The 22,516-nt window shown below is 47.3% G+C and carries 22 protein-coding genes, 1 pseudogene and 1 riboswitch; of the genes and pseudogenes, 18 read left to right on the top strand and 5 right to left on the bottom strand.

The features are described from left to right. Nucleotides 1–209: 209 nt before the first annotated feature. Complete coding sequence (locus tag H9Q78_RS04280; protein WP_249303769.1) at nucleotides 210–761, bottom strand: prolyl-tRNA synthetase associated domain-containing protein; 552 nt, start codon at nucleotides 759–761, stop codon at nucleotides 210–212. 163 nt (nucleotides 762–924) lie between these two features. Here H9Q78_RS04280 and mutY point away from each other — a divergent pair, with 163 nt between their 5' ends. Further along, complete coding sequence (mutY, locus tag H9Q78_RS04275) at nucleotides 925–2,067, top strand: A/G-specific adenine glycosylase (RefSeq protein ID WP_249303768.1); 1,143 nt, start codon at nucleotides 925–927, stop codon at nucleotides 2,065–2,067. A 202-nt stretch (nucleotides 2,068–2,269) separates the two neighbouring features. On the opposite strand, the gene H9Q78_RS04270 is transcribed toward mutY, so the two are convergent. Next, the gene (locus H9Q78_RS04270; protein ID WP_249303767.1) at nucleotides 2,270–2,491 is read right to left on the bottom strand and encodes a hypothetical protein; all 222 of its coding nucleotides are present in this window, start codon (nucleotides 2,489–2,491) and stop codon (nucleotides 2,270–2,272) included. Nucleotides 2,492–2,789: 298 nt separating this feature from the next. On the opposite strand from H9Q78_RS04270, the gene H9Q78_RS04265 reads away from it, so the two are divergent. From H9Q78_RS04265 to H9Q78_RS04250, 4 genes are all read left to right on the top strand, one after another. Further along, nucleotides 2,790–3,125, top strand: a complete 336-nt coding sequence (locus H9Q78_RS04265) for a hypothetical protein (RefSeq protein ID WP_249303766.1) — start codon at nucleotides 2,790–2,792, stop codon at nucleotides 3,123–3,125. A gap of 208 nt (nucleotides 3,126–3,333) precedes the next feature. Continuing rightward, entirely contained in the window at nucleotides 3,334–4,140 is an 807-nt protein-coding gene (locus tag H9Q78_RS04260) for a Cof-type HAD-IIB family hydrolase (protein WP_249303764.1), read from the top strand. A gap of 28 nt (nucleotides 4,141–4,168) precedes the next feature. Then, nucleotides 4,169–4,891 carry a phosphatase gene (locus H9Q78_RS04255; protein ID WP_249303763.1) on the top strand — a complete coding sequence of 241 codons (723 nt, stop codon included), beginning with the start codon at nucleotides 4,169–4,171 and terminating at the stop codon, nucleotides 4,889–4,891. Between the two features lie 84 nt (nucleotides 4,892–4,975). Beyond that, on the top strand, nucleotides 4,976–5,275 hold the full coding sequence (locus tag H9Q78_RS04250; RefSeq protein ID WP_249303762.1) for a YerC/YecD family TrpR-related protein: 300 nt from the start codon (nucleotides 4,976–4,978) through the stop codon (nucleotides 5,273–5,275). Between the two features lie 125 nt (nucleotides 5,276–5,400). Here H9Q78_RS04250 and H9Q78_RS04245 read toward each other — a convergent pair whose 3' ends face one another. Beyond that, nucleotides 5,401–6,021, bottom strand: coding sequence for a DUF1836 domain-containing protein (locus H9Q78_RS04245; RefSeq protein ID WP_249303761.1), 621 nt, complete (start codon nucleotides 6,019–6,021; stop codon nucleotides 5,401–5,403). A gap of 154 nt (nucleotides 6,022–6,175) precedes the next feature. On the opposite strand from H9Q78_RS04245, the gene H9Q78_RS04240 reads away from it, so the two are divergent. The 3 genes from H9Q78_RS04240 (at nucleotide 6,176) to H9Q78_RS04230 (ending at nucleotide 10,333) form a co-directional block, all read left to right on the top strand. Next, on the top strand, nucleotides 6,176–6,856 hold the full coding sequence (locus H9Q78_RS04240; protein WP_147596969.1) for a PspA/IM30 family protein: 681 nt from the start codon (nucleotides 6,176–6,178) through the stop codon (nucleotides 6,854–6,856). 40 nt (nucleotides 6,857–6,896) lie between these two features. Beyond that, nucleotides 6,897–7,892 (top strand): SPFH domain-containing protein, encoded by a 996-nt coding sequence (locus H9Q78_RS04235; RefSeq protein ID WP_249303760.1) that lies wholly within the window; start codon nucleotides 6,897–6,899, stop codon nucleotides 7,890–7,892. Nucleotides 7,893–7,984: 92 nt separating this feature from the next. Next, the gene (locus H9Q78_RS04230; RefSeq protein WP_249303759.1) at nucleotides 7,985–10,333 is read left to right on the top strand and encodes an ATP-dependent helicase; all 2,349 of its coding nucleotides are present in this window, start codon (nucleotides 7,985–7,987) and stop codon (nucleotides 10,331–10,333) included. 104 nt (nucleotides 10,334–10,437) lie between these two features. Here the strand turns inward: H9Q78_RS04230 and H9Q78_RS04225 are convergent, their stop codons facing one another. Together H9Q78_RS04225 and H9Q78_RS04220 are read right to left on the bottom strand one after the other, a co-directional pair. Next, a complete protein-coding gene (locus H9Q78_RS04225; RefSeq protein ID WP_249303758.1) occupies nucleotides 10,438–10,608 on the bottom strand; it encodes a hypothetical protein in 171 nt (56 codons plus the stop codon). An 81-nt stretch (nucleotides 10,609–10,689) separates the two neighbouring features. Continuing rightward, nucleotides 10,690–10,848: a hypothetical protein gene (locus tag H9Q78_RS04220; RefSeq protein ID WP_249303757.1), complete on the bottom strand. Its 159-nt coding sequence runs from the start codon at nucleotides 10,846–10,848 to the stop codon at nucleotides 10,690–10,692. Between the two features lie 341 nt (nucleotides 10,849–11,189). Here H9Q78_RS04220 and H9Q78_RS04215 point away from each other — a divergent pair. The 10 genes and pseudogenes from H9Q78_RS04215 to H9Q78_RS04170 form a co-directional block, all read left to right on the top strand. Further along, nucleotides 11,190–11,456 (top strand): annotated as a pseudogene (locus H9Q78_RS04215) (DUF4366 domain-containing protein); the annotation flags it as partial. 254 nt (nucleotides 11,457–11,710) lie between these two features. Then, nucleotides 11,711–13,210, top strand: coding sequence for a 23S rRNA (uracil(1939)-C(5))-methyltransferase RlmD (rlmD, locus tag H9Q78_RS04210; RefSeq protein WP_249303755.1), 1,500 nt, complete (start codon nucleotides 11,711–11,713; stop codon nucleotides 13,208–13,210). Between the two features lie 48 nt (nucleotides 13,211–13,258). Continuing rightward, nucleotides 13,259–14,026 (top strand): hypothetical protein, encoded by a 768-nt coding sequence (locus tag H9Q78_RS04205; protein ID WP_249303754.1) that lies wholly within the window; start codon nucleotides 13,259–13,261, stop codon nucleotides 14,024–14,026. A gap of 210 nt (nucleotides 14,027–14,236) precedes the next feature. Continuing rightward, a complete protein-coding gene (locus H9Q78_RS04200) occupies nucleotides 14,237–14,467 on the top strand; it encodes an HPr family phosphocarrier protein (RefSeq protein WP_249303753.1) in 231 nt (76 codons plus the stop codon). A 245-nt stretch (nucleotides 14,468–14,712) separates the two neighbouring features. Continuing rightward, nucleotides 14,713–15,588, top strand: coding sequence for a sugar phosphate isomerase/epimerase family protein (locus H9Q78_RS04195; RefSeq protein WP_249303752.1), 876 nt, complete (start codon nucleotides 14,713–14,715; stop codon nucleotides 15,586–15,588). Between the two features lie 118 nt (nucleotides 15,589–15,706). Continuing rightward, nucleotides 15,707–16,846: a GGDEF domain-containing protein gene (locus tag H9Q78_RS04190; RefSeq protein WP_249303751.1), complete on the top strand. Its 1,140-nt coding sequence runs from the start codon at nucleotides 15,707–15,709 to the stop codon at nucleotides 16,844–16,846. 115 nt (nucleotides 16,847–16,961) lie between these two features. Beyond that, nucleotides 16,962–17,933: an alpha/beta hydrolase gene (locus tag H9Q78_RS04185; protein WP_249303750.1), complete on the top strand. Its 972-nt coding sequence runs from the start codon at nucleotides 16,962–16,964 to the stop codon at nucleotides 17,931–17,933. A gap of 164 nt (nucleotides 17,934–18,097) precedes the next feature. Beyond that, the gene (locus H9Q78_RS04180) at nucleotides 18,098–18,367 is read left to right on the top strand and encodes a DUF1905 domain-containing protein (RefSeq protein WP_249304732.1); all 270 of its coding nucleotides are present in this window, start codon (nucleotides 18,098–18,100) and stop codon (nucleotides 18,365–18,367) included. Between the two features lie 70 nt (nucleotides 18,368–18,437). Further along, nucleotides 18,438–18,522, top strand: a riboswitch (ZMP/ZTP riboswitch). A gap of 151 nt (nucleotides 18,523–18,673) precedes the next feature. Further along, on the top strand, nucleotides 18,674–20,512 hold the full coding sequence (locus tag H9Q78_RS04175) for an NAD(P)-binding protein (RefSeq protein ID WP_249303749.1): 1,839 nt from the start codon (nucleotides 18,674–18,676) through the stop codon (nucleotides 20,510–20,512). Then, nucleotides 20,506–22,248, top strand: coding sequence for an NADH-dependent [FeFe] hydrogenase, group A6 (locus tag H9Q78_RS04170; protein ID WP_249303748.1), 1,743 nt, complete (start codon nucleotides 20,506–20,508; stop codon nucleotides 22,246–22,248). The genes H9Q78_RS04175 and H9Q78_RS04170 overlap by 7 nt, the downstream gene beginning before the upstream one ends. Nucleotides 22,249–22,516 lie beyond the last annotated feature (268 nt).

The following is a 22,516-nucleotide window of genomic DNA, read 5'->3' as shown; positions in this document are numbered from 1 at the left end:
GGTTATCAGGACTGCCAAAGTCCAAAGGGTGGTTTTTCTATGCGGTATTAATGACTAATCAAGTAAATGAATGTCAGCAGTGCAATCAAGAAAAATCCGAACTGCATCCAGTCGTTAAAACTGAAGTAGTTCTTCATAAGCGTCACCCTCATTCTAAATAAAGAAGAGATTGCTATTAAATAAATCAGCAAACTCTTCTTTATTTTTGTTTACAGTTTTACAGCCAGGTAATCATGGCCTGTATACGGGAGAAATTTATCGAGCAAGTCTTTCATGGATAGTTTCAGGCTGGAGGTATTGACGCAGGGATGGCATCCGAGAAAAGGTGCCTGCAGAACTTCGTTGTCGATCAGAAGACGTACTTTATTCTGCTTATCGTTCATCAGGCCCATGACGCTTACGGAGCCGGGGGCGATATCCAGATACTGCTCCATATATTCAGAAGGGGCAAAGGAAAGTCTCGAGGTGCCGATCTGTTTGGAAAGGGCCGCCGTGCGGAATTTTTTTGTGCCAGGCAGCATCAGCAGGTAAAAATCCGTTTTCTGGGAATTGCAGAGAAACAGGTTCTTGCAGATTTCGATTCCCAAAAGCTCGTCCACACGCTGACATGATTCAATGGAGGGAGTCACATCATGGTCAATCCGTACATAGGGTATTTTCAGAGAGTCAAGCATATCGTATACTCTTATTTCTTTTGGGAGGCGGCCCTCGGGAGAAGGGCGGCCTGTATAAAGGCGTTCATCAATCCATATTTTGTTCATATCCTTCAGTCTCCTGTCAGTCATTTAACGATACTATAGCTCATTTTCCAGGAAAAGGCCAGAGGGGATGGAAGAAAAATACTTGCGGAAATAATATTTTTCATGCACAATGAGGGAAGCAGGAGATGAGAACAATCATTTACAGAAGGAGAATACAGATTATATGGAGGAACGGATTTTAGACCGGCTGTATGCGGATATGGAAGTTCTGGAAAAAGAGAACGATGCGTTTCCGCCAGTGAAACGGATAAAGGAGGCGTCGGTCCCGCTTCTCCGGTGGTACCGGAGGCACGCCCGCACACTTCCCTGGAGGGAATCTCCCACTCCTTATCATGTATGGGTGTCAGAGATCATGCTTCAGCAGACCCGTGTAGAGGCAGTCAAAGTATATTATGAAAGATTCCTGGCAGAGCTGCCGGACATTCAGGCTCTTGCGGATGTGGAAGAAGAGCGTCTGATGAAGCTGTGGGAAGGCCTTGGATACTATAACCGGGCCAGGAATCTGAAAAGAGCGGCCGGGGAGGCAGTCCTGACATATGGAGGAAAATTGCCGGATTCCTACGAGGAGCTTTTGAAGCTCCCAGGAATTGGTTCCTATACGGCAGGCGCGGTCGCATCTATCGCATACGGATTACCGGTTCCAGCGGTAGATGGGAATGTACTTCGGGTAATATCGAGGCTTTTGGCAAGCAAGGAAGATATTATGAAGCTCTCTGTAAAAAAGAAGATGGAAGAGCTACTTATGGAAGCCATGCCGAAGGAAAATGCCGGCGAATTTAACCAGGCGCTGATGGAAATAGGAGCTTTGGTGTGTATCCCGAATGGACCGCCGCGTTGTGAAGAATGTCCTTTGGGCGGTCTTTGCCTGGCCAAAAGGTACCAGAAAACGGACAGTATTCCGGTGAAGACGCCGAAAAAAGCCAGAAAGGTCCAGGAGAGGACAGTTCTGGCGGTAGCGTGCGGAAGTAAAGTTCTGATTCATAAAAGACCGGATAAAGGGCTTTTGGCCGGACTTTATGAGCTGCCGAATACGGAAGGGCATCTGGAAGAAGGACAGGTATATGCTTATCTGGGAATTTCCGAGGAGGATATCCTCGTTATGGAAAGACTTCCGGAGGCGAAGCATATTTTTTCACATGTGGAATGGCGGATGATCGGATATTATATCAAACTGAAAGAAGAATACAGAAAGCCGGGGAATCTAAGAGACAGCCTGCCGGGAGAGCTGGTGGACAAAACAGATGCAGAAAGCCGGTATGCGCTGCCGGGAGCCTTTAAGACATATGTGAGATATCTGCTTCATTAAGTATACCTTGCCGTACGAAGTGCGCCTGCCTGGGGGCATGTGTTAAGGGGTGCCCTTGGGTATCATACAAAATACTTTTTGGAATCATTTATAAAAAGCTCTGATTAAACTCCAGTAAAACACCGGCAGAAGTTCCGGGCCGTCACGATTTCGGTTCGCTGGCGATGCAGAGGCCGCTTTATCCCCGCTTCAGGAGTACCGCTCACATGTCGACGGGTAATCCGGATGATTTCCCGCCTCCGGTTCGCTCAGAAACGAAATCGGTATTTTTCGTTTCTGCCTCCCTCCGCCTGGGGAACACCGGCCTCTGCCCTGCGGCGCTTACCTTTAGGCCGGCCCGGAATCTTTCTGCCGGTATTCTTTCTGCCGCACCTTTTCGGACGACTTCCGTTCCCTTGATTCCAGAAAAGGATCGGATATCCACACGGCCCGCGCGCCTTACGGCAACGGGCCGCGATAGACCGCCCCAATAGCTTTTAAAGCATACAAAGAACGCTTGTCTGAAAGGTGTTCAAGGGTATACCCAAGGGCACCCCTTAACACATGCCCCCAGGCAGGCGCACTTCGTGCGGCAAGGTATACAATTTGCACAGATGAAAAATGGATCGAGGGGGTAATCCATTAAAATATACCAAATCATATTTTCTTGCAGAAAAATTACTTGCTTTCTGAAAAATACCATGCTATATTCTTTGATAGCAGAGGGGTGAACAAGGGGGTTCATGAATTACATTTTCCATGTGATTCTGGACTCTTTTCCCGTTTTATTGGGAATAATCCTTATGAAAGTCCTGTGCGATATTACTCAGGTAATATGGCTTGGCATATGTAGACGTCTTAGAAGACATCACAGCGGACACCATGCGGACACCACAGCAGACATCAAGTCGGACAGAAAAACGGACACCATAGCAGACATAAGGAGAGACATCTTTGCGGACATCACAGAAAACTTCTTTGCAGACATCAAGGGAGACAGCAAAGGCGGCATCATGCGGACATCATTGAGGACACCAGGGCGGCATCATGCAGATCAGCCTGTATTGCAGGATGGATGACGAAAAACGCAAAAAGGCAGGGCAGTTATTAAAGCTGCTCTGCCTTTTTGGATTCTGTAAACCAGGATTGACGAAAATGCCGGGATAAGGTATCTTTATGTAGAGAAAAGGTGGACAAGATGAAGGGCAATCCATGGGAAGCGGTTTCTCAGAAGGATTATGAAGCACATTTGAATTTTAAAATAAATGCGGATAAAATGGAGGAGACATGAAGTATCAGTTATTAGCGACAGATTTGGACGGGACACTTGTGACAGATGACAAACAGATCACGGAACGGACGAAAGCAGCGATTCATGCAATGATAAAACAGGGCGGGGTCCTGGTCCTGGCTTCCGGCAGACCAAGCTACGGCGTATGGCATGTGGCGAGAGAGCTTGGCCTGGACAGGGACGGAGGCTATATTTTGTCCTATAACGGAGGTGAGCTTTTGGATTGCAGGACGGGAGAGGCGAAATTTTCCGTCAGCATACCTTCCGAGAGGATTCCGGAAATCATAGAGCTTTCCCGCCGTTATCAGACTGCCATCCTCACTTATGAAGGAAGCGATATAATCACGGAAAACGGGGATGATATCTATGTAGCCGGCGAGGCGAGGAATGTGAAGATGGATGTGAAGGAAGTGCCGGATCTAATCTCCTATATCACTTTTCCCATCGTGAAGCTGATGATGGTCGGCTCGGAGGAGCAGATTCTTAAGATGGAGCCTATTGTGCGGGAGGCCCTTGGATCTGAGTTCGCGGTATTCCGTTCCGAGGCGTATCATCTGGAGATCCTGCCTGCCGGCATCGATAAAGGAACCGGACTCCAGAGAACGATGGATCATCTGAAGATTCCCAGGGAAGCGGTGATTTCCTGCGGTGATTATGACAACGATATCCCCATGAATGAAGCGGCGGGATTTGGTGTGGCTATGGAGAACGGATGCCCGAGGATCAAAGAACTGGCCGACTTCGTTACATTATCCAATGAACAGGATGGGGTGGCGGAAGTAATCGAAAAGTTCATGTTATAATATATTTTACCTCAAGGAAGGGACAGAGATGGAAAAATTTATTCTAGATACTCATACCCATACGGTGGCCAGCGGACATGCTTACGGCACGGTTTTGGAAATGGCTAAGGCGGCTTCAGAGAAAGGGCTTGAGCTGCTGGCGATCACAGACCATGCGCCGAAGCTCCCGGGCACCTGCGGGGAAATGCATTTTCGGAATTTTAAGGTGATAGATAAGACGCTTTTTGGTGTGGAGATCCTGATGGGCGCAGAGCTTAATATCATAGACTATAAGGGAACTGTGGATATGGAGAGGGACCTTTTAAGCAAAATGGCCATTGGAATTGCCAGTATGCATACGGTCTGCCTGGCTCCGGGTACAGAGAAAGAGAATACCGCCGGGCTTTTAAAGGCTATGGAGAATCCAGGAGTCCACATTATCGGCCATCCCGATGACGGGAGATATCCCATAGACTATGAAACGCTTGTCAGAGAAGCAAAAGCGCAGCGCGTGCTGATCGAGCTGAACAACAGTTCTTTGATGCCCGGAAGCGGCAGGAAAAATTCAGTGGAAAACCTGGAGAAGATCCTGAGCTTTTGCGAGAGATACGGACAGGAGATCATCGTCAACACAGATTCTCATTTTCCCACTTCTGTCGGTTGTTTTGATAAAGCGAGAGAGCTTCTTTTGAAGGTGCGTTTCCCGGAAGAACTGATCGTCAACACGAATACGGAAAAATTAAAAAAATATCTTAATAGGTCTGGACTTTAAAGTGGTAAAATGCTAAAATATATAGGAAGCCGAGTTTTCGGACGGAACAAGGCTTTTGCTAAAGCATTTTAAAGGAGAACGACAATGAATAAAAAGTTGAAGACGGAAGCCGTGGACCACTTATTTCAGGCTATCCTTACTTTGAAAGATGTCAACGAGTGCTATACATTTTTTGAAGATGTATGTACGATCAATGAGCTTTTGTCGTTGTCTCAGCGCTATGAAGTAGCCAGAATGCTTCGGGCTAAGAAGACGTATCTGGAAATCGCGGAAAAGACAGGGGCTTCCACTGCAACCATCAGCCGTGTGAACCGTTCTTTGAATTATGGAAATGACGGATATGACATGGTGTTTGAAAGGCTCGATGAGGAAGAAAGGAAGTAAATTCCGAGGGAATACGTTCGCTAAGGCAGAGAAGTATGTATGCAATACGGAAAATAGAATAAGAAAGCCGGGAGGAACCATATCGGTTTCTTCCGGCTGTTTATATTTTATTGAAAAGTAACAGATTACTTTTCTTTTTTATCGGCAGAGCTGTCCTTTTTTTCGGATGCCCGCATTTCATCGATGATCTGTTCGATCATCTGCTTTTTAAGGTATACGTCGAAGCTGAGCGTACAGATAAAAGAAAAGAGCTGAAGATAATCTTTGTCTTCTTCCGGATAACTGCTGAAAGAACGCTTGGACAGTTCAAAACGGGACTGGACTTCTTTCATCAGGTCAACCAGCTGCAGTTTTTCAATTTTGACTATCTCATTGTAGACCTTATCCAGCTGGTCATGGTCTTCAGAAAAATATTTCTCCGAAAGGGACGAGAGCAGCACCTGAATATCTCCAATGGAGAGAAATCCCTTGAAATAATAGATGAAGGCCAGCAGTATCAAATGATCCTTTGAATATTTTTTTTTCACAGGCGGAGGAAGGAGGTTATTCTTCGCATAATTATTTATCATAGTCTTGGTGAGGACTTTGTCGTCGTCATGGCGCTTGCCGAATGACAGATGCTGTTCCATAAATGTCGTCACCTGGTCCATATAAAGGTCAATGTCAGGTATATCCTTCGTATGGATATAATTGAGCCCTCTGAGTTTTGTAAGCAAATCGTCTATCAATTTTTCATTGGTTTTCATGTACTCACCTCTTGTACCATTATATAGTATTTAATACCAGATGACAAGACATAAATATGAAACCAGACGGACAGAAATATCGGTTCCTTTTGACATTGTACAGGAAATGGCTTATAATAATGGGAAAAGTGCAACCTACAAGGAGGATACTAAAATGGGGATAATTCAGAGATTTAAAGACATTATGACTTCTAATATCAACGCGCTTCTGGATAAAGCGGAAGATCCTGGAAAAATGATAGACCAATATATGAGAAATCTGGAAAGTGATCTAGGGAAAGTAAAGGCAGAGACAGCTTCTGTGATGGCAGAGGAAACCAGAAGCAAACGGGAGCTTGATGAATGTACGGCTGAGATCGATAAGCTGCAGCAGTATGCGGAAAAGGCTGTCATGGCGGGGAATGACGAGGATGCGAAACAGTTCCTGGCCCAGAAATCCAGCCTTGTGGATAAACAAGCTTCCCTCCAGCAGGCGTATTCCCTTGCGGCGGAAAACGCAGGCAAGATGAGGCAGATGCATGATAAGCTCTGTTCCGACATCGCCCTTTTGGATTCCAGGCGCGACGCCATCAAGGCTAAGGTCAAGGTTGCCAAGACTCAGGAGAAGCTCAATAAAATGGGCGCCAGCATCGACGGGGCCAAAGGAAATCTCAGCGCATTTGACCGCATGGAGGAAAAAGCAAATAAGATGCTCGATGAGGCAAATGCAATGGCAGAGCTCAACAAAGAGCCTAAGAGCGCTGATATGGATGCCCTGAAGAGCAAATATGATTCCCAGCCTGCAGCAGCAGTGGATGACGAGCTGGCGGCTCTTAAGGCAAAGCTTGGAAAATAAGATAACCTGAAAAGAGATCACGAAATAACAGGAGCGTGCTATGGGACTTTTTGGCGGCCAGATGGCCAATGTAGTGGAATGGGAAGAATACCGCGATGACGTTATTTTCTGGAAATGGAGCAACAAGGAGATAAAAAAAGGCAGCCGCCTGATCATCCGCCCCGGCCAGGACGCGATATTTATGTATAACGGCAAGGTGGAGGGGGTGTTCCGTGACGAAGGAAGCTTCGATATTGAATCGGATATCATTCCGTTCCTTTCCACATTAAAAGGATTTAAGTTTGGCTTTAACAGCGGCATCCGCGCCGAGGTGCTGTTTATCAACACTAAGGAGTTCACGGTGAAGTGGGGGACGAGAAACGCGGTGAATCTGCCGGCGGCAGGACTTCCCGGCGGACTTCCCATCCGTGCGTTTGGTGTCTTCAACTGTAAGATTTCTGATCATATGACTCTCATCGATAAGGTGGCGGGGATTAGAGGCCAGTACGAGGTGGACGATGTGCGGGAACGTGTTCTGGCACAGCTTGATCCTCTTCTCATGAAATGGATCTCCAGAGAAGGGAAGGATATTTTCAATCTTCAGGCGAATGCTTCGGATATCGGAAAAGGAATCTGTACGGATCTGGATATGGAGATGAGAAAAATCGGGATTGCCATCACAGGCTTTTCCATTCAGAGTGTTTCATACCCGGATGAAGTGCAGAAGATGATAAATAAGACAGCTTCCCAGAGTATGATAGGTGATATGGGCCGGTACCAGCAGGCTGCCATGGCGAATTCCATGGAAAAGGGCGGAGCAGGCGGACATATGGCGGCAGATATGGCCGGGATGCAGATGGGGATGATGATGGGGCAGCAGATGGCGAACCAGATGCGCCAGGGTATGGAAGGCGGATTTGGAACCGCAGGGGGACAGAAAACAGGTGAAACGTCGTCCGGAAAGGCAGATGACGGAAAGAAACCGAATTTTTGCCCGAACTGCGGCACCAAGACGAACGGAGCTAATTTCTGCCCCAACTGCGGTCAGAAGCTTTGAATTTCAGAAGCCGGATAACGATATAGTGAAGAAACAGAGAAGCCAGATACCGGTATTTTCAGTGTCTGGCTTTTCTCTTCGGGAGTAAATGGATGAATAATTACGATACACTGAATCCCATGCAGCGGGAGGCGGTCGAGACGACAGAGGGCCCGCTTCTGGTACTGGCCGGAGCCGGATCAGGAAAAACGAGGGCGCTCACCCACAGAATTGCCTATTTAATTGAGGAAAAAGGGGTGAATCCCTGGAATATCATGGCCCTGACCTTTACGAATAAAGCCGCGGGAGAGATGAGGGAGAGAGTTGACGATCTGGTGGAATATGGCGCCAGTAGTGTATGGGTCTCCACGTTTCATTCCACCTGTGTGCGGATTCTGAGGCGTCACATCGAGTGCCTTGGATATACGACCAATTTTACCATATACGACAGCGACGATCAGAAAACGCTGATGCGGCAGGTGCTTAAGAAGCTGGATTATGATACGAAAATCTATAAGGAAAGGGCGTTGCTCTCCACCATTTCCTCCTGCAAGGACGAGCTTATCTCCGCGGAGGATTTTGCCGCGCAGACCGCCGGAGACTTCCGCCAGTCAAAGGTGGCGGACGCATATCTGGAGTACCAGGCGCAGCTGAAAAAAAACAATGCCCTGGATTTTGACGACCTGATAGTAAAGACGGTGGAGCTTTTCCGCACAGACCCGGCGGTGCTCGACTATTATCAGGAGAGGTTCCGCTACATAATGGTGGATGAATACCAGGATACCAATACGGCACAGTTTCGATTTGTGGAGCTTTTATCCTCCAAATACAAGAATCTCTGCGTGGTCGGGGATGATGACCAGTCTATTTACAAATTCCGGGGCGCCAATATTGAAAATATTTTAGAATTTGAGAGCGCGTTCCCGGGGGCAAAGGTCATCAAGCTGGAGCAGAACTACCGCTCCACCGGAAATATTCTCAATACGGCCAATGAGGTCATACGACATAATATGGGACGGAAAGAAAAACGCCTGTGGACGGAAAACGAAGAGGGGATTCCGGTCCATTTCAGACAGTATGATACGGCATATGAAGAAGCCGACGCCATAGCGGAAGATATTGCGGGAAGAGTAGCGGAAGGAGCGCAGTATTCAGATTTTGCGGTGCTTTACCGGACAAACGCCCAGTCACGACTTTTGGAAGAAAAATGCGTGAACAGGAGCATTCCCTATCGCCTGGTGGGAGGGGTGAACTTTTATCAGCGAAAAGAGATCAAGGATATTCTGTGTTATTTAAAGACCATCGATAACGGTATGGATGACCTTGCAGTCCAGAGAATCATCAATGTGCCCAAGCGGGGAATCGGAGCCACCAGCATTGGAAAGATCATGACCTATGCGGAGGGAAATGGTCTGAGCTTCTTTGAGGCCTGCAGGGCAGCGGAGCGGATACCGACCATTGGCAAGGCTGCGGGAAAAATACAGGGCTTTGTCACACAGATACAGGCCTTTAAGAGTAAATTGGAGTATTATTCCATCGAGGATCTGATTGATGATATCGTGGAATCTACCGGATACAAGGAAGAGCTGGAAAATGATGATACGGTAGAAGCGGAGACAAGGCTGGAAAACATTGAAGAATTGAAAAGCAAGGCCGTGGATTATGAGGACGGCTTGGAAGAAGGCGAGGAAGCGCCGACCTTAAGCGGTTTTCTGGAGGAAGTGGCACTGGTGGCCGACGTGGATAATATGGACGATTCCGAGAACCGGGTAGTACTTATGACCCTTCACAGTGCAAAGGGATTGGAGTTTTTACGGGTCTATCTGGCCGGAATGGAAGACGGCCTGTTTCCCGGCATGATGTCCATAAATTCGGATGATCCGGATGAACTGGAGGAGGAGCGGCGGCTTTGCTATGTGGGTATCACCAGAGCGAGGAAAGAACTGGTACTTACCTGCGCCAGACAAAGGATGGTGAACGGAGAGACTAGATTCTGCAAGCCTTCCAGATTCCTGGCGGAAATTCCGCCCCTTTGTTTAGAACGGGATGAGGTACCCTCCATGTTTACAACAGGCGGCCGGTTTGGAGGGGACAGCGTCTTTGGAGGCGCCAGGGCTTCCGAAGGACGCTCTGGATTTGGAGAAGGCCGCCGGCATGATGACAATGTATTTGATCTCCCGAAGCCGGGAGGAAAGCCGTGGACGGCCCCGCCCGCCCGCCGCCGAAATTCTCCGTCCGGGGATTCCGAGCTCAAACAGTCTTATATGGGAAAACAGTTCACGGTGACGAAAGCCGACGGACTTTCTTATGAAGTGGGTGACCGGGTCCGACACGTGAAATTTGGAGAGGGCACCGTGGCGGATATCACAGAACAGAAAAAGGACTTTGAAGTAACGGTGGATTTTGATACGGCAGGAAGAAAAAGGATGTACGCTACTTTTGCCAAGCTGGTCAAAATCTAGTCCGTGAGGTATGACTTCCTGGAAAATAAAAACACGGCGGATACCAAAAGTATCCGCCGCGTCTTTCTCATCTAAGTCCGCTCGGCAAGTAGTGTTTTGTCAGTTTATGCGGCAAAAGTAGTATGCCCATGTGTGAACATGTTGTCGTGATGAGATTCCGAAGGAATCTCCACAGCCTCTTTGCGAGCCTGATATATTTCTACGATAGCACCTGCTACGAAAGAAACCGCTACAACTGCTGCAACCGCGATTGCCAATAATAATAATTCTGTCATGATAGATACTTCCTTTCCGCTGATACCAGCTTTATATAATTATTCATCGTTGTCTGTAACTGTTACATATGCCCTGAGAACTTATACTGCCGTTCCGACAGGAAAGTTTTTCTTGGCGCTCATCCCGACATTACCAGAATGTCTGTGAGCGGACACCAGCTTAACCACGCAGCCTGCGATGCCGGCTGTTACGGCTGCCGCTGCAACCATTCCAACTCTGATCAAAAAATAAATTCCCATATTATCCTTCCTTTCTTATGCCATATATCTCAAGTCGGTATCGTACATTTCTGTTTACTTCTATGGTTTAATTATAGCAGACCGCAAGGATTAATTTTGTGGAAATTATACGATTCAGAGTAAAAAAAATTGTGCAGAATAATGATGAGTTGTTTCAGAAGGAATACAAAATCCGGTATTTGTTAAAAATAAAAGAAAGAACGAAAGATGGTTTTGTGAGCTGACAAAATATTTAAAAAGTATTAAATCTGTGAAATTCGGAAAGTTTTAATAGTAAAACGGACAGATTAGTGATATAATAACTGCAAAATGAGTTTTAATGCAGAAAGGACGTGCAGGATATGAATAAAAAGCTGGAAGAGGTTTTAAGCGTGAGCAAACTGAATGAGCTTATTCACAAAAATGAAAAGCATGAAGAAAAGAAGAGCAAGGTGCTCTGGGTTTTGGCCATCATCGGCGCGGTAGCGGCAGTGGCAGGAATCGCTTACGCAGTATATCGTTTCTTCACGCCTGATTATTTGGAAGACTTTGAAGATGACTTCGACGACGACTTCGACGATGATTTTTTTGATGATGACGAAGACGATGAAGCCACGGAAAAAGCAGAAAAGGCAGAGGATGAAGCCGAGGGAGATTCCATCGCCAAAGCGGCGGAAGAGGCTTTTGAGGAAGCATCTGAGGAAGAATGAGTGAAAGACGCGGATAGGTGATGAAAAACGTCAGGGCTGCCAGTTTGGCAGCCCTTTTTCATTTCATAGGAAAGGGCGTCCTATGAAATATAAGTTTTTCGAAATGAAAATATTCCGTAAAAGCCATGCTGCGGTGTATACGGCGAAAACAGAAGAAAGGGACTGGAAGAGTAATGAAAAAAGGTGATATTTTTGAAGGGACGATAGAAAAACTTATTTTCCCGAATAAGGGGATCCTGCATATAAAAGGAGAGCCTGTCATGGTTAAGCATGTGCTGGCGGGACAAAAAATAGAGGCGGCTGCGGGGAGGAAGAAAAAGGGAAAATTGGAAGGAAGGCTGATCCGCGTGCTGGAAGCGTCGCCTCTGGAAACAGTTCCGAATCCCTGCGCGCATTTTGGCGTCTGCGGAGGATGCAGTTATCAGACAATCCCTTATGACGGCCAGCTCGCAATTAAAGAGGCCATGGTGAAAGAATTAATACAGGACAGCTGTCCGGAGGAAATATTTGAAGGGATAAAAGGAAGCCCTCTGCAGGAGGGATACCGGAACAAGATGGAATATTCCTTTGGCGATGAAATCAAGGACGGTCCTCTTGCCCTGGGCATACATAAAAGAGGAAGCTTCCATGATATTGTGACGGTCAGGGACTGCCGGATCGCAGATCAGGATTTTGAAAGGATTCTTTCGGGAACATTGGAGCTTTGTTCTTCCGAAGGACTTCCCTTTTATAAAAAGATGAAGCATCTGGGGTACCTTCGCCATCTTTTAGTGCGTAAAGCCTGGAAGACGGGGGAGATTCTTGTGGCGCTGGTGACGAGCGGCCAACTGGAGAATGCGTTTTGTGCGGAGAACAGAGAGGCGGGAAAAGAAAAAGAGAACGCTTTTTTGGAGCGCTTTTCCCGTATGCTGCAGAATTTGTATTTGGATGGAAAGCTGACAGGCATTCTCCATATGAGAAATGACAGTCAGGCTGACGTGGTGAAAAGTGACAAGACCACAGTGCTGTTTGGTCAGGACCATTTTTATGAGGAACTGCTCGGACTGCGTTTTGAAATCACTCCATTTTCTTTTTTTCAGACCAATTCTGCCGGAGCCGAGGTATTATACCGCACGGCCCAGGAATATGTGGGAGATACAAAGGATAAGCTGGTCTATGATCTTTACAGTGGGACAGGCACCATTGCCCAGGTCCTGGCGCCGGTATCCAAAAAGGTGATCGGAGTAGAGATTGTAGAAGAAGCCGTAGAAGCGGCGAAAAAAAATGCTGTTTTAAACGGTTTGGACAATTGTGAATTTCTTGCAGGAGACGTTCTTAAAACTCTGGATTCTATCGAAGAGAAACCGGATTTGATTGTGCTGGATCCCCCGAGGGAGGGGATTCACCCGAAAGCACTGCCGAAGATCATAGCGTATGGCGTAGACGATATTGTCTACATAAGCTGTAAACCAACTTCGCTGGCGCGGGATCTGAAGGTGTTCACAGCCTCCGGTTATGAAGTGAAAAGGGCCTGCGCGGTGGATATGTTTCCAGGAACCGCAAATGTAGAGACGGTTTGTTTATTGTCCAAACTCAAGATAGACTATCATATTGAGGTGAAAATCCAGCTGGATGACAGCGGCGCAAATGGAAACAGCGATTCGGGATGCATTGGTGCATTTTGGGATGATTAAGTGAGTCAAAAGCGCTCTGGCTGTTTATCGACCAGATGGCAGAACTGTTTGGACGGGATAAATCTACTATTTCCTGACACATCACAAATATTTTTAAGAGGGCGTATTTATCAGAGAGTCAGTCTGTTACCGTCAAAAAAAGTAAAGAATAAGATTCATTTTGTCAATCAAATTGTGAAATACATCGTTCATAACGGAACGATGAAAGATCTGTCAGTGCTGCGTCGTTTACGGACAGAGGCAGCGTGGCTTAGAGTATTAGTGAGAGTGGGAGGGGCGAAGGTGGAGAGGAGAACATTATTTAGACAAAATGTATTAAATGGAGCGGAAGAACCGGCTGTTGCAGTGGAGGCTCTTACGGAAGAATATCCGGCTGCTGCAAATGAAGCGGATAATGGCCTGCAGCTGTCCTGTAATATCGATGACGTGTTTAACCTTGCGATTGTTCATAATGGTGTGCATATTGTCAAAGACATATGTGTAAAGAATGTATCGGAGACTGATTGGGATAATCTGCTGATTCAGATCAGCTCCAGCAATGGACTCACAGAGGATTTCAAACTGGGCATTGAGAAGATAAAACCCGGTGAGGAGCTGCATTTTAAGAACTTGAATGTGCCGATCAATGTAAAATATTTGTCATCTCTCACAGAACGCAGTTCCTGTCGGCTGACGGCAGGCATATATTCTGAAGGGAATCTGTTGATTTCAGAGACAACGAATATTACGGTACTGGCATTTGATCGGGGGCGGGAAGGGTTTATACCAGCTCTGCATTCTATAAATCTTATCAAAACCGGGATGTTTAAAATCTGAGACAAATGTAAAGAATATGGAATGGATGTCCTGGTCAGGCTCAGAATAGCAATCCTGTTCCGAAAATGACGGGACTTTAATATTCTTTATATATGAGGAGCATTCCGGATACATGAGACGGAGCCTCAATGGGCCATCATCTCCAGCCTTAACAGAACTTTGGCATGACAGCTGATGGAAAAGCGGCAGCTTTTTGAAAGGGTGATAGAAATGCGGAAAATCAATGTGACATTTGATAATGTGGATATGATTGAAGAATTTGTCCATGTTGTCCAGGATTATCAGACAGATGTGGACTTGAAAAACGGACATTGTATGGTGGACGCGAAATCAATCGTGGGCGTCATCAGCATGGGACTTCAGAAAAAAATGGATTTGATCATCCATACAGAAACCTGTGAAGAGCTGGTCGAACGATTAGGATTTTGCAGGGTTTCATAAATTTATCAACAAAAAACAGAGAAGACCGGGGACAGACTGCCGCTGTGGCGTCTGGTTTCCGGTTTTTTACATGGTTTAAAAAGGAGGAGGATATTGGAGTCTTTCCGTGGGTGTGCTATAATACTAAAAAATCGGAAAAATGGAAACCGGCAAGAGGCAGGTCATTATGATTCTAGTTCTGTGCCTATTGTCAAAGAAAACTCATACCTGGAGGTTTTCGCGGTTTACAACAGAAAGGATTCAATATGAAGGCTATCTACATATCTCATCTGGTGACGGATATGGAGATGAAGGCTGTTTTGGAAGAGTGGCCTGGAATCGGGATTGAGACAATCGAATTTGGCGTTGGAGACAATTTGGACGCTTTGGACAGAACGGTTAAAAAATATCGGATGAGAATGGGGGGATGGCTTACAGAAAGGCCATTTTCGGTCCATGGGCCATTTCTGGACCTGAACCCGGGCAGCTATGATTCTCTTATCCGAGAAACGACCATGGTCAGATTCCTCCAGGCCTATGAAGGGGCGGCCATGATGAAAGCGGATAGAATCTTGTTTCATACCGGGTTTGTACCAGAAACCTGTTACGAAACAGGCTGGCCGGATAAGGCGGTGGAATTTTGGAAGCGCTTTCTGGATGAGAAAGGCGGAAAAATTCCGGTTCACCTGGAGAATGTATTGGATCTTCATTGGGAAACGGCAGCCTATATATTGGACAAAGTAAACTGCCCTTATTTTACGGCCTGTGTGGATATCGGGCACGCCGCTGCATATTCGGAGCAGAGTCCATTGGAATGGTTATCCGGACTGGGAAGCAGAATAGGTCATCTTCATCTGCATGACAACGATGGAAAAGAGGACCTGCACCAGGCTCTGGGGGAAGGGGAACTCCCAATAAGAAAAGTGCTTAAAATGGCTGAAGCATGCTGTCCGGAAGCGTCTGTGACCATAGAGAATACCGATATAAGGGACATAAGAGAGAGCCTTCGGTTTTTACTTCCCCGGGGCCGGGAAAATTCTGCTGACGCCTTTGCAGCGGCCCCTGAGGCGCCAGAGAACCGAAATGGTGACGGTCCGGAACTTCCGCCGGTGTTAAACGGAAGCCTTAACAGAGTTAATTAAAAATAATTCCAAAAAGTATCTTATATCAGGCATTGAAGTACTGAAAAACGACCGGAACATTTGACTACTTTCAGAATAAAGATTACAATAGTACTACATAAAGATAAGAGGTAGGGATATGGCCGGGTTGAGTACTGTTTTAATCGATTTATTTGTAATATTTTTTGATCTTATGGTATTTACTAAAATGATAGTGTTAAAAAATGAAGGCAGAAAATGGCGGTTTGTTATGTACACAGGCTGCATGATTATAATATCCTGTTATTTTTTAGCTACCTATGTGTATCTGTGGCCATCGGCTGTGGCTTCCGTTGTTTTTATGAGTATTCCCAGCCTAATATTTTTTTTCGTCTTATCAAAATATAAGGACGCCCGCTTTTTCCTTACGTTTTGCTTTGTTGATTCTGTCACTTTGATTTTTGCTTTTTTGGCACGTTATGTTGGAATACTCACAGGTAACACAGGAAGAATTATCTTGCTTTTCGTGTTGTTTGTTGTATTGCTGATGATTTTTATGATCGGGGAGCCGTATTTTGGGCGATATCGGACCCTTTTGGAATATGTGGACGCCGGCTGGAGAGCCATGATGATATGTTCAATACTCATCTATTTCGCTCTGGTCTTTTTTGCGGCATACCCTAAGCCAATGGTGGAACGGATAGAATATGCGCCGACGTATCTCGTGTTTTCAGCTGTCGTTTTGTCGTGTTATTCCGTGTTTATTACTTCAGCGGTGAAGACCAGTAAAATCTATGAACAGAGTAAGCAGCTGCAAAAAGAAAAAAAATGGCATCGAATGGCTTATATAGATGCGCTCACAGGCTGTTTTAACCGCATGGCGTATATGGAAAAGATAAACGAAATAGAGCGGGAACGGATGAAGAATATGCCGATTGGCGTTCTTGTATTTGATCTGGATCGATTCAAAGAAATCAATGATACGATGGGGCACAATGTAGGAGATCATGTTTTAAAAGCTATGGCAGCTCTGTTGAATGAGATTTTTCAGGAAGATAATTACTCTCTCTATCGAATTGGAGGAGATGAATTTGCGGTTCTTGCGGTAAACGCAACAGAGCAGCAGCTATTATGCAGGCTTCAATTATTGAGATGCAAAACAGATGCAGACAAAATAACTCTGCCATGCAGCCTGTCTGCCGGATACTCTTTCGTTGACCCAAAAGAGAATAATGCTGTGGAACAGGCATTTATTCGAGCAGATAGGATGATGTATAGTGATAAACACAGCAGGAAATAGGATTGCTGGTCCAGAATAATATGGTTTAAACATTTAAAGAGTTTGGAATATTCTAATCCTATAATCGTTTTGCTGCGTTTGGCAGGACAGGAAAACCGGGAGGATTAGGAATAAAATGAGAAGAAGAATTTCACTGGAACCAGAGGCGGTGGCGGTAAGCAATGCGAATTCCGTACCGCCCCTTATTTTTCAGCTTCCCCCCTGCGAGGGGCGGGAGGTACTGGAAAAAGCACAGGATGCGCCGGTATGTATGTATCCGGCTTGTATACAGAAAACAATGGTGAATACCGGAGAATGGGGGAAAGTACGGGTCTTTGTGGTCAGGCCGGAACGAGTCTCCTGCCCGGCAAATGTGATATTTTACATTCATGGAGCGGGATGGGTATTCGGAAGCTTCCATACTCATGAGAAGCTGGTCAGGGAACTTGCCGCAAGGACGGGTTCTGTCCTGGTGTTCCCGGAGTATTCCCGGGCGCCGGAAGCGCGTTATCCGGTAGCTATCGAACAGTGTTATCACATACTTTGTATGCTGCCTGCATTGCTCAGACAAATGGGAATAGAGATGAACCCGGCCGCGCTGACAGTGGCGGGGGACAGCGCTGGAGGAAATATGGCTATTGCCATGACACTGATGGCAAAATACCGGGGAGGGCCCTGCATCCATAAACAGCTTTTGTATTATCCGGTGACAAATGCCTGCTTTGATACTTGCACCTATCGGCAATTCGCGGTAGACTACTATCTTTACAGAGCCGGGATGATGTGGTTCTGGAATCAATATACAGTGTCAGAATGTGACAGGAATCAGATTACTGCTTCTCCGCTGCGGGCGGGAAGAGAACAGCTGGAAGGCCTGCCCGCCGCTATGATAATCAATGGGGAGGCAGACGTTCTGAGAGACGAAGGAGAGGCTTACGCGAGAAAGCTTAGGGAAGCGGGGGCAGAAGTGACTGCTGTGCGGTTTCAGGCAATCATCCATGATTTTGTGATGCTGAACGAGCTGGATCAGACGAGAGCCTGCCGCGCCGCTATGGATGTCTCTGTGGAATGGCTGAACAGAGAAAGCTGCCCTGTGCCTTGCTGCTGATCGACTATTTTTGGTAAGCTTTTTTACTCTTGTGATGGCATGTATGACAAACGGTATTTATACGAATCCTAAGTATATACCCAAGTGTATGTATAAAGGGTTCGCCGGCGGACAATGAACAATAGGAGCAGAAAGATGGTGACAGGAACATGGAAGATAAAAAGATGGAAGGGAAGAAATATGAGTTTGACGCTGTCATAAAAAAGGTTCCGGATATGGACGGAGCATATGTGGAATTTCCTTTCGATGTCAGAAAAGAGTTTGGAAAAGGCAGGGTAAAGGTACATGCAGAATTCGACGGAGAGCCGTATGACGGAAGCCTTGTCAGGATGGGAACGCCTGGCCATATTCTGGGAATACGAAAGGATATCCGGTCAAAAATCGGCAGACAGCCGGGGGATATCGTACATGTCGTACTTACAGAACGCCGTTGATTTCTTCGTATTTTTATTGAAAGGAATTCTTGACAATACAATAACAATATGATATGGTAGGGAAAAGACAAGAGATTTTCATCGCTGGCGGAATCAGTGGAAGAACCACGGGGTGATGAAAGTTTAGGAATTAGCCGACCGTCTGGGCAACATTTGTTGATGAAACGAATGTTGCCTTTTTTTATACTCTGCATTTCAGGGGAGAAGCTTTTCTAGAGGCAGAGTTACATAAAATGTTTTCTTTCGTGGGGGAAACCAAGGGGAAACAAGCGGTAAGTAAACAAGCAAGAGAAGGAGGAGGTATTGATGAGCAGATTAAGTATCATCACTCAAAACAAGGCTCAGACCACAGTAGAGGAGCTCTACAAGGATCTGGAGCGGCGTATCAGCGCGAGTCCGCCAGGACTGTGTCCCGTTGATCTGGCGTCATCTTTCCTTAAGATGTGCCATGCCCAGTCATGTGGGAAATGCGTTCCCTGCCGTGTGGGCCTGGGACAGCTGCAGAAGTTGATGGAAGACGTGCTGAACGGGGAAGCGACTCTGGAGACGATTGACCTGATTGAAAAAACAGCAAAGAATATTTTCTATTCCGCAGACTGCGCCATTGGGTATGAGGCTGCGAAAATGGTATTAAAGGGAATCAAGGGATTCCGGGATGATTTTGAAGAGCATATTCTGAGAGGCCGCTGCAAGTTTGAGCTGAACCAGCCTGTGCCTTGTGTATCACAATGTCCCGCGGGAGTGGACATTCCCGGTTATATTGCCCTGGTGGCAGAGGGCCGCTACGGCGACGCGATCCGCCTGATCCGAAAAGACAATCCGATGCCTTCCGTATGCGGGCTTATCTGCGAGCATCCCTGTGAAGTGCGCTGCCGCAGGACGATGATCGATGATCCTGTGAATATCCGCGGACTGAAGAGATTTGCCGTAGATCATGCGGGCGACGTGCCGCTTCCCGTACCCGCGGTGCCTACGGGGAAAAAAGTGGCTGTTATCGGCGGAGGCCCCGGCGGTATCAGCGCGGCTTATTATCTGACCTTAATGGGCCATGATGTGACGATTCTGGAACAGAGGAAGAAGTTGGGCGGCATGCTCCGCTACGGGATTCCCAATTACCGGCTGCCCAGAGAGGTTCTTGACAGAGAGATTGAGCATTTGCTCAGCATCGGAGTTAAAGTAGAGACCGGGGTGTCTGTGGGCGAGAACCCCAGCATAACGGATCTGAAAAACGAATATGACGCGATTTATATCGCGATCGGCGCTCACATTGACAGAAAGATCGGCATTGAAGGCGAAGATGCCAACGGCGTGGTTTCTGCCGTGGAACTGCTCCGCGGGATTGGCGACGGCGAAATGCCTGATTTCAGCGGCAAGGATATCGTAGTCATCGGCGGCGGAAACGTAGCCATGGACGTGGCGCGGTCAGCAATCCGTCTGGGTGCGAAGCGTCTGCGTATTGCATATAGGCGCAGAGCCGTGGATATGACGGCCATGCCGGAAGAAGTCGCGGGAGCGGTGGAGGAAGGATGCGAGCTTCTCGATCTTCATGCCCCTCTGCGTGTGGAAAAGGATGCGGACGGAAATGTGGCGGCCCTTTGGGTGAAGCCTCAGATCATCGGACCGGTAAAAAATGGAAGACCTGTGCCTGTGAATTCTTCTGAAGAGGATGTCCGTCTCTCCTGTGATATGGTAATCGTGGCCATCGGACAGGGCATTGAGTCCAAGGCTTTTGAGAAACAAGGCATTCCTGTGAAACGCGGAGTCATCGAAGCGCTTAACTGGAGTGGTGTGAATGCAAAGGATATCACCGGCGTGTTTGCCGGCGGCGACTGCGTGACAGGACCTGCCACCGTAATCCGCGCAATTGCGGCCGGAAAGGTTGCCGCCGCGAATATTGATGAGTATCTTGGCTTCAAGCATACGATTTCCGTGGATGTGCAGATTCCCAAGGTCCGCCTGGATGACAGGAAGAGCTGTGCCCGCGCGAACATGAAGGAGCGCCAGCCTTCCGACAGAGCGAAGGATTTCGATCTGATCGAATGCGGCATGACCTGCGAAGAAGCGAGCCAGGAAGCGAGACGGTGCCTGCGGTGTGACCACTTTGGCTTCGGTATCCTGAAAGGAGGCAGAGTAGAAAAATGGTAAATCTCACAATTAATGGTAAACAGATCAGGGTGAAGGAAGGAACCACGATTCTGGACGCTGCCGCTTCCGCAGGGATTTTTATTCCGACTCTTTGTTATCTGAAGGATATCAATGAAATCGGCGCCTGCCGTGTCTGTGTTGTAGAAGTGGAAGGCTGCGCCAAACTGGTGACGGCCTGCAACAATAAAGTATGGGAGGGTATGGATATCCGTACCAACAGCCCCAAGGTAAGAGAGAGCAGAAGAAATAATGTTGAATTGATTCTGTCTCAGCATGACTGTCAGTGCGCTACCTGTGTGAGAAGCGGGAACTGCAGTCTTCAGACGATAGCCAACGACCTGGGCATTCTGGAACTTCCTTTTGAGAAAAAGCTTCCAAAGTCCAACTGGCCGATGGATTTCCCTTTGATTCGGGATGCCAAAAAGTGTATCAAGTGTATGCGCTGTGTTCAGGTCTGTGACAAGATCCAGGGACTGAATATCTGGGATGTGGCGGGAACTGGTTCGAGGACTACCGTTGACGTATCCAGAAACAGAAAGATCCAGGAATCTGACTGTGCGCTCTGCGGCCAGTGTATCACACACTGTCCTGTTGGAGCCCTGAGGGAGCGCGACGATGTCCAAAAGGTTTTGGACGCGCTGGCAGATCCGGAGAAGATCACAGTGGTGCAGGTGGCTCCCGCCGTACGTGCGGCATGGGGTGAGGCATTCGGCCTTCCCAGGAAGTTTGCCACCGTGAAGCGTCTGGTATCAGCCCTTCGTCAGATTGGCTTTAATTACATATTTGACACCAATTTCAGCGCAGACCTGACCATCATGGAAGAGGGAAGCGAGTTCCTGGAAAAGGTGAAGAACAAGGAGAATGAAACGTTCCCGATGTTCACATCATGCTGTCCCGGGTGGGTACGTTTTATGAAGTCCCAGTATCCCGGCATGGTGGACCAGTTGTCCAGCGCGAAATCGCCTCAGCAGATGTTTGGGGCTGTTGCAAAGTCCTACTACGCGAAGCTGCTGGATGTGGATCCTTCCAGAATCTACAGTATTTCAATCATGCCGTGTGTAGCGAAAAAGCATGAATGTGCGATACCGGTCATGAATGACGCGGGCGCAGGCCCGGATGTGGACGTGGTCCTGACTACCAGAGAAGTAGACCGCCTGATCCGCGCGGAGCACATCATTCCCGCTGATCTGGAAGAAGAAGAGTTCGATACGCCTTTGGGTACCGGTTCAGGCGCCGGCGTCATATTCGGAGCTACCGGGGGCGTTATGGAAGCGGCGCTTCGAAGCGCGTATTATCTGGTGACTGGAAGAAATCCTGATCCGGATTCCTTCAGCAAGGTGCGCGGTATGGACGGCTGGAAAGAGGCTGAGTTCAACCTGGCGGGCCAAAATCTGAAGGTGGCCGTTGCCAGCGGACTTTCCAATACCAGAAAACTGATGGAGGCCATCCGTAAGGGTGAAGTCCAATACCACTTTGTGGAGATCATGGCATGTCCCGGCGGCTGCGCAGGCGGAGGCGGACAGCCGATCAAAGACGGAGAAGAGCAGGCGGAAGCCAGGTGTGAAGTTCTCTATGGACTGGATAAGGTGAACAACCTGAGGTTCTCCCATGAGAATCCTTCTGTCCAAAAATGTTACCAGGATTATCTGGAGGCGCCGCTGTCTCATTTATCTCACAAGCTTCTGCATACGGACCATCATGCTTGGCTGATGCCGGAAGAAGAGACGGAAGAGTGATAAAAAGCCGTCTGAACAACTAACATTGCTACCCATTATTATACCTTCTATATAGGAACAGGGCGTCCGTGTAATGCGGCGCCCTGTTCAAATTTTGCTTGACAATTTAAAAACAAATGGATAAAATAATAAAGAATCGAGTGGCTGTAATGCGTAAATCCGGATGTCGGATTTGCGCATTTTTTTTGTGTAATGAAGACTCCTTTGGACTTCCCATTGTACAAAAAGTACGCACAATTCATGGATTCGGGTTATGGCAGCTTGCCCC

Origin of the sequence: Qiania dongpingensis (assembly GCF_014337195.1) — a bacterium.
GTDB lineage: Bacteria > Bacillota > Clostridia > Lachnospirales > Lachnospiraceae > Lientehia > Lientehia dongpingensis.
Note: the sequence above shows the minus strand (reverse complement) of the source record. Positions and strands in the feature narration are given on the sequence as shown.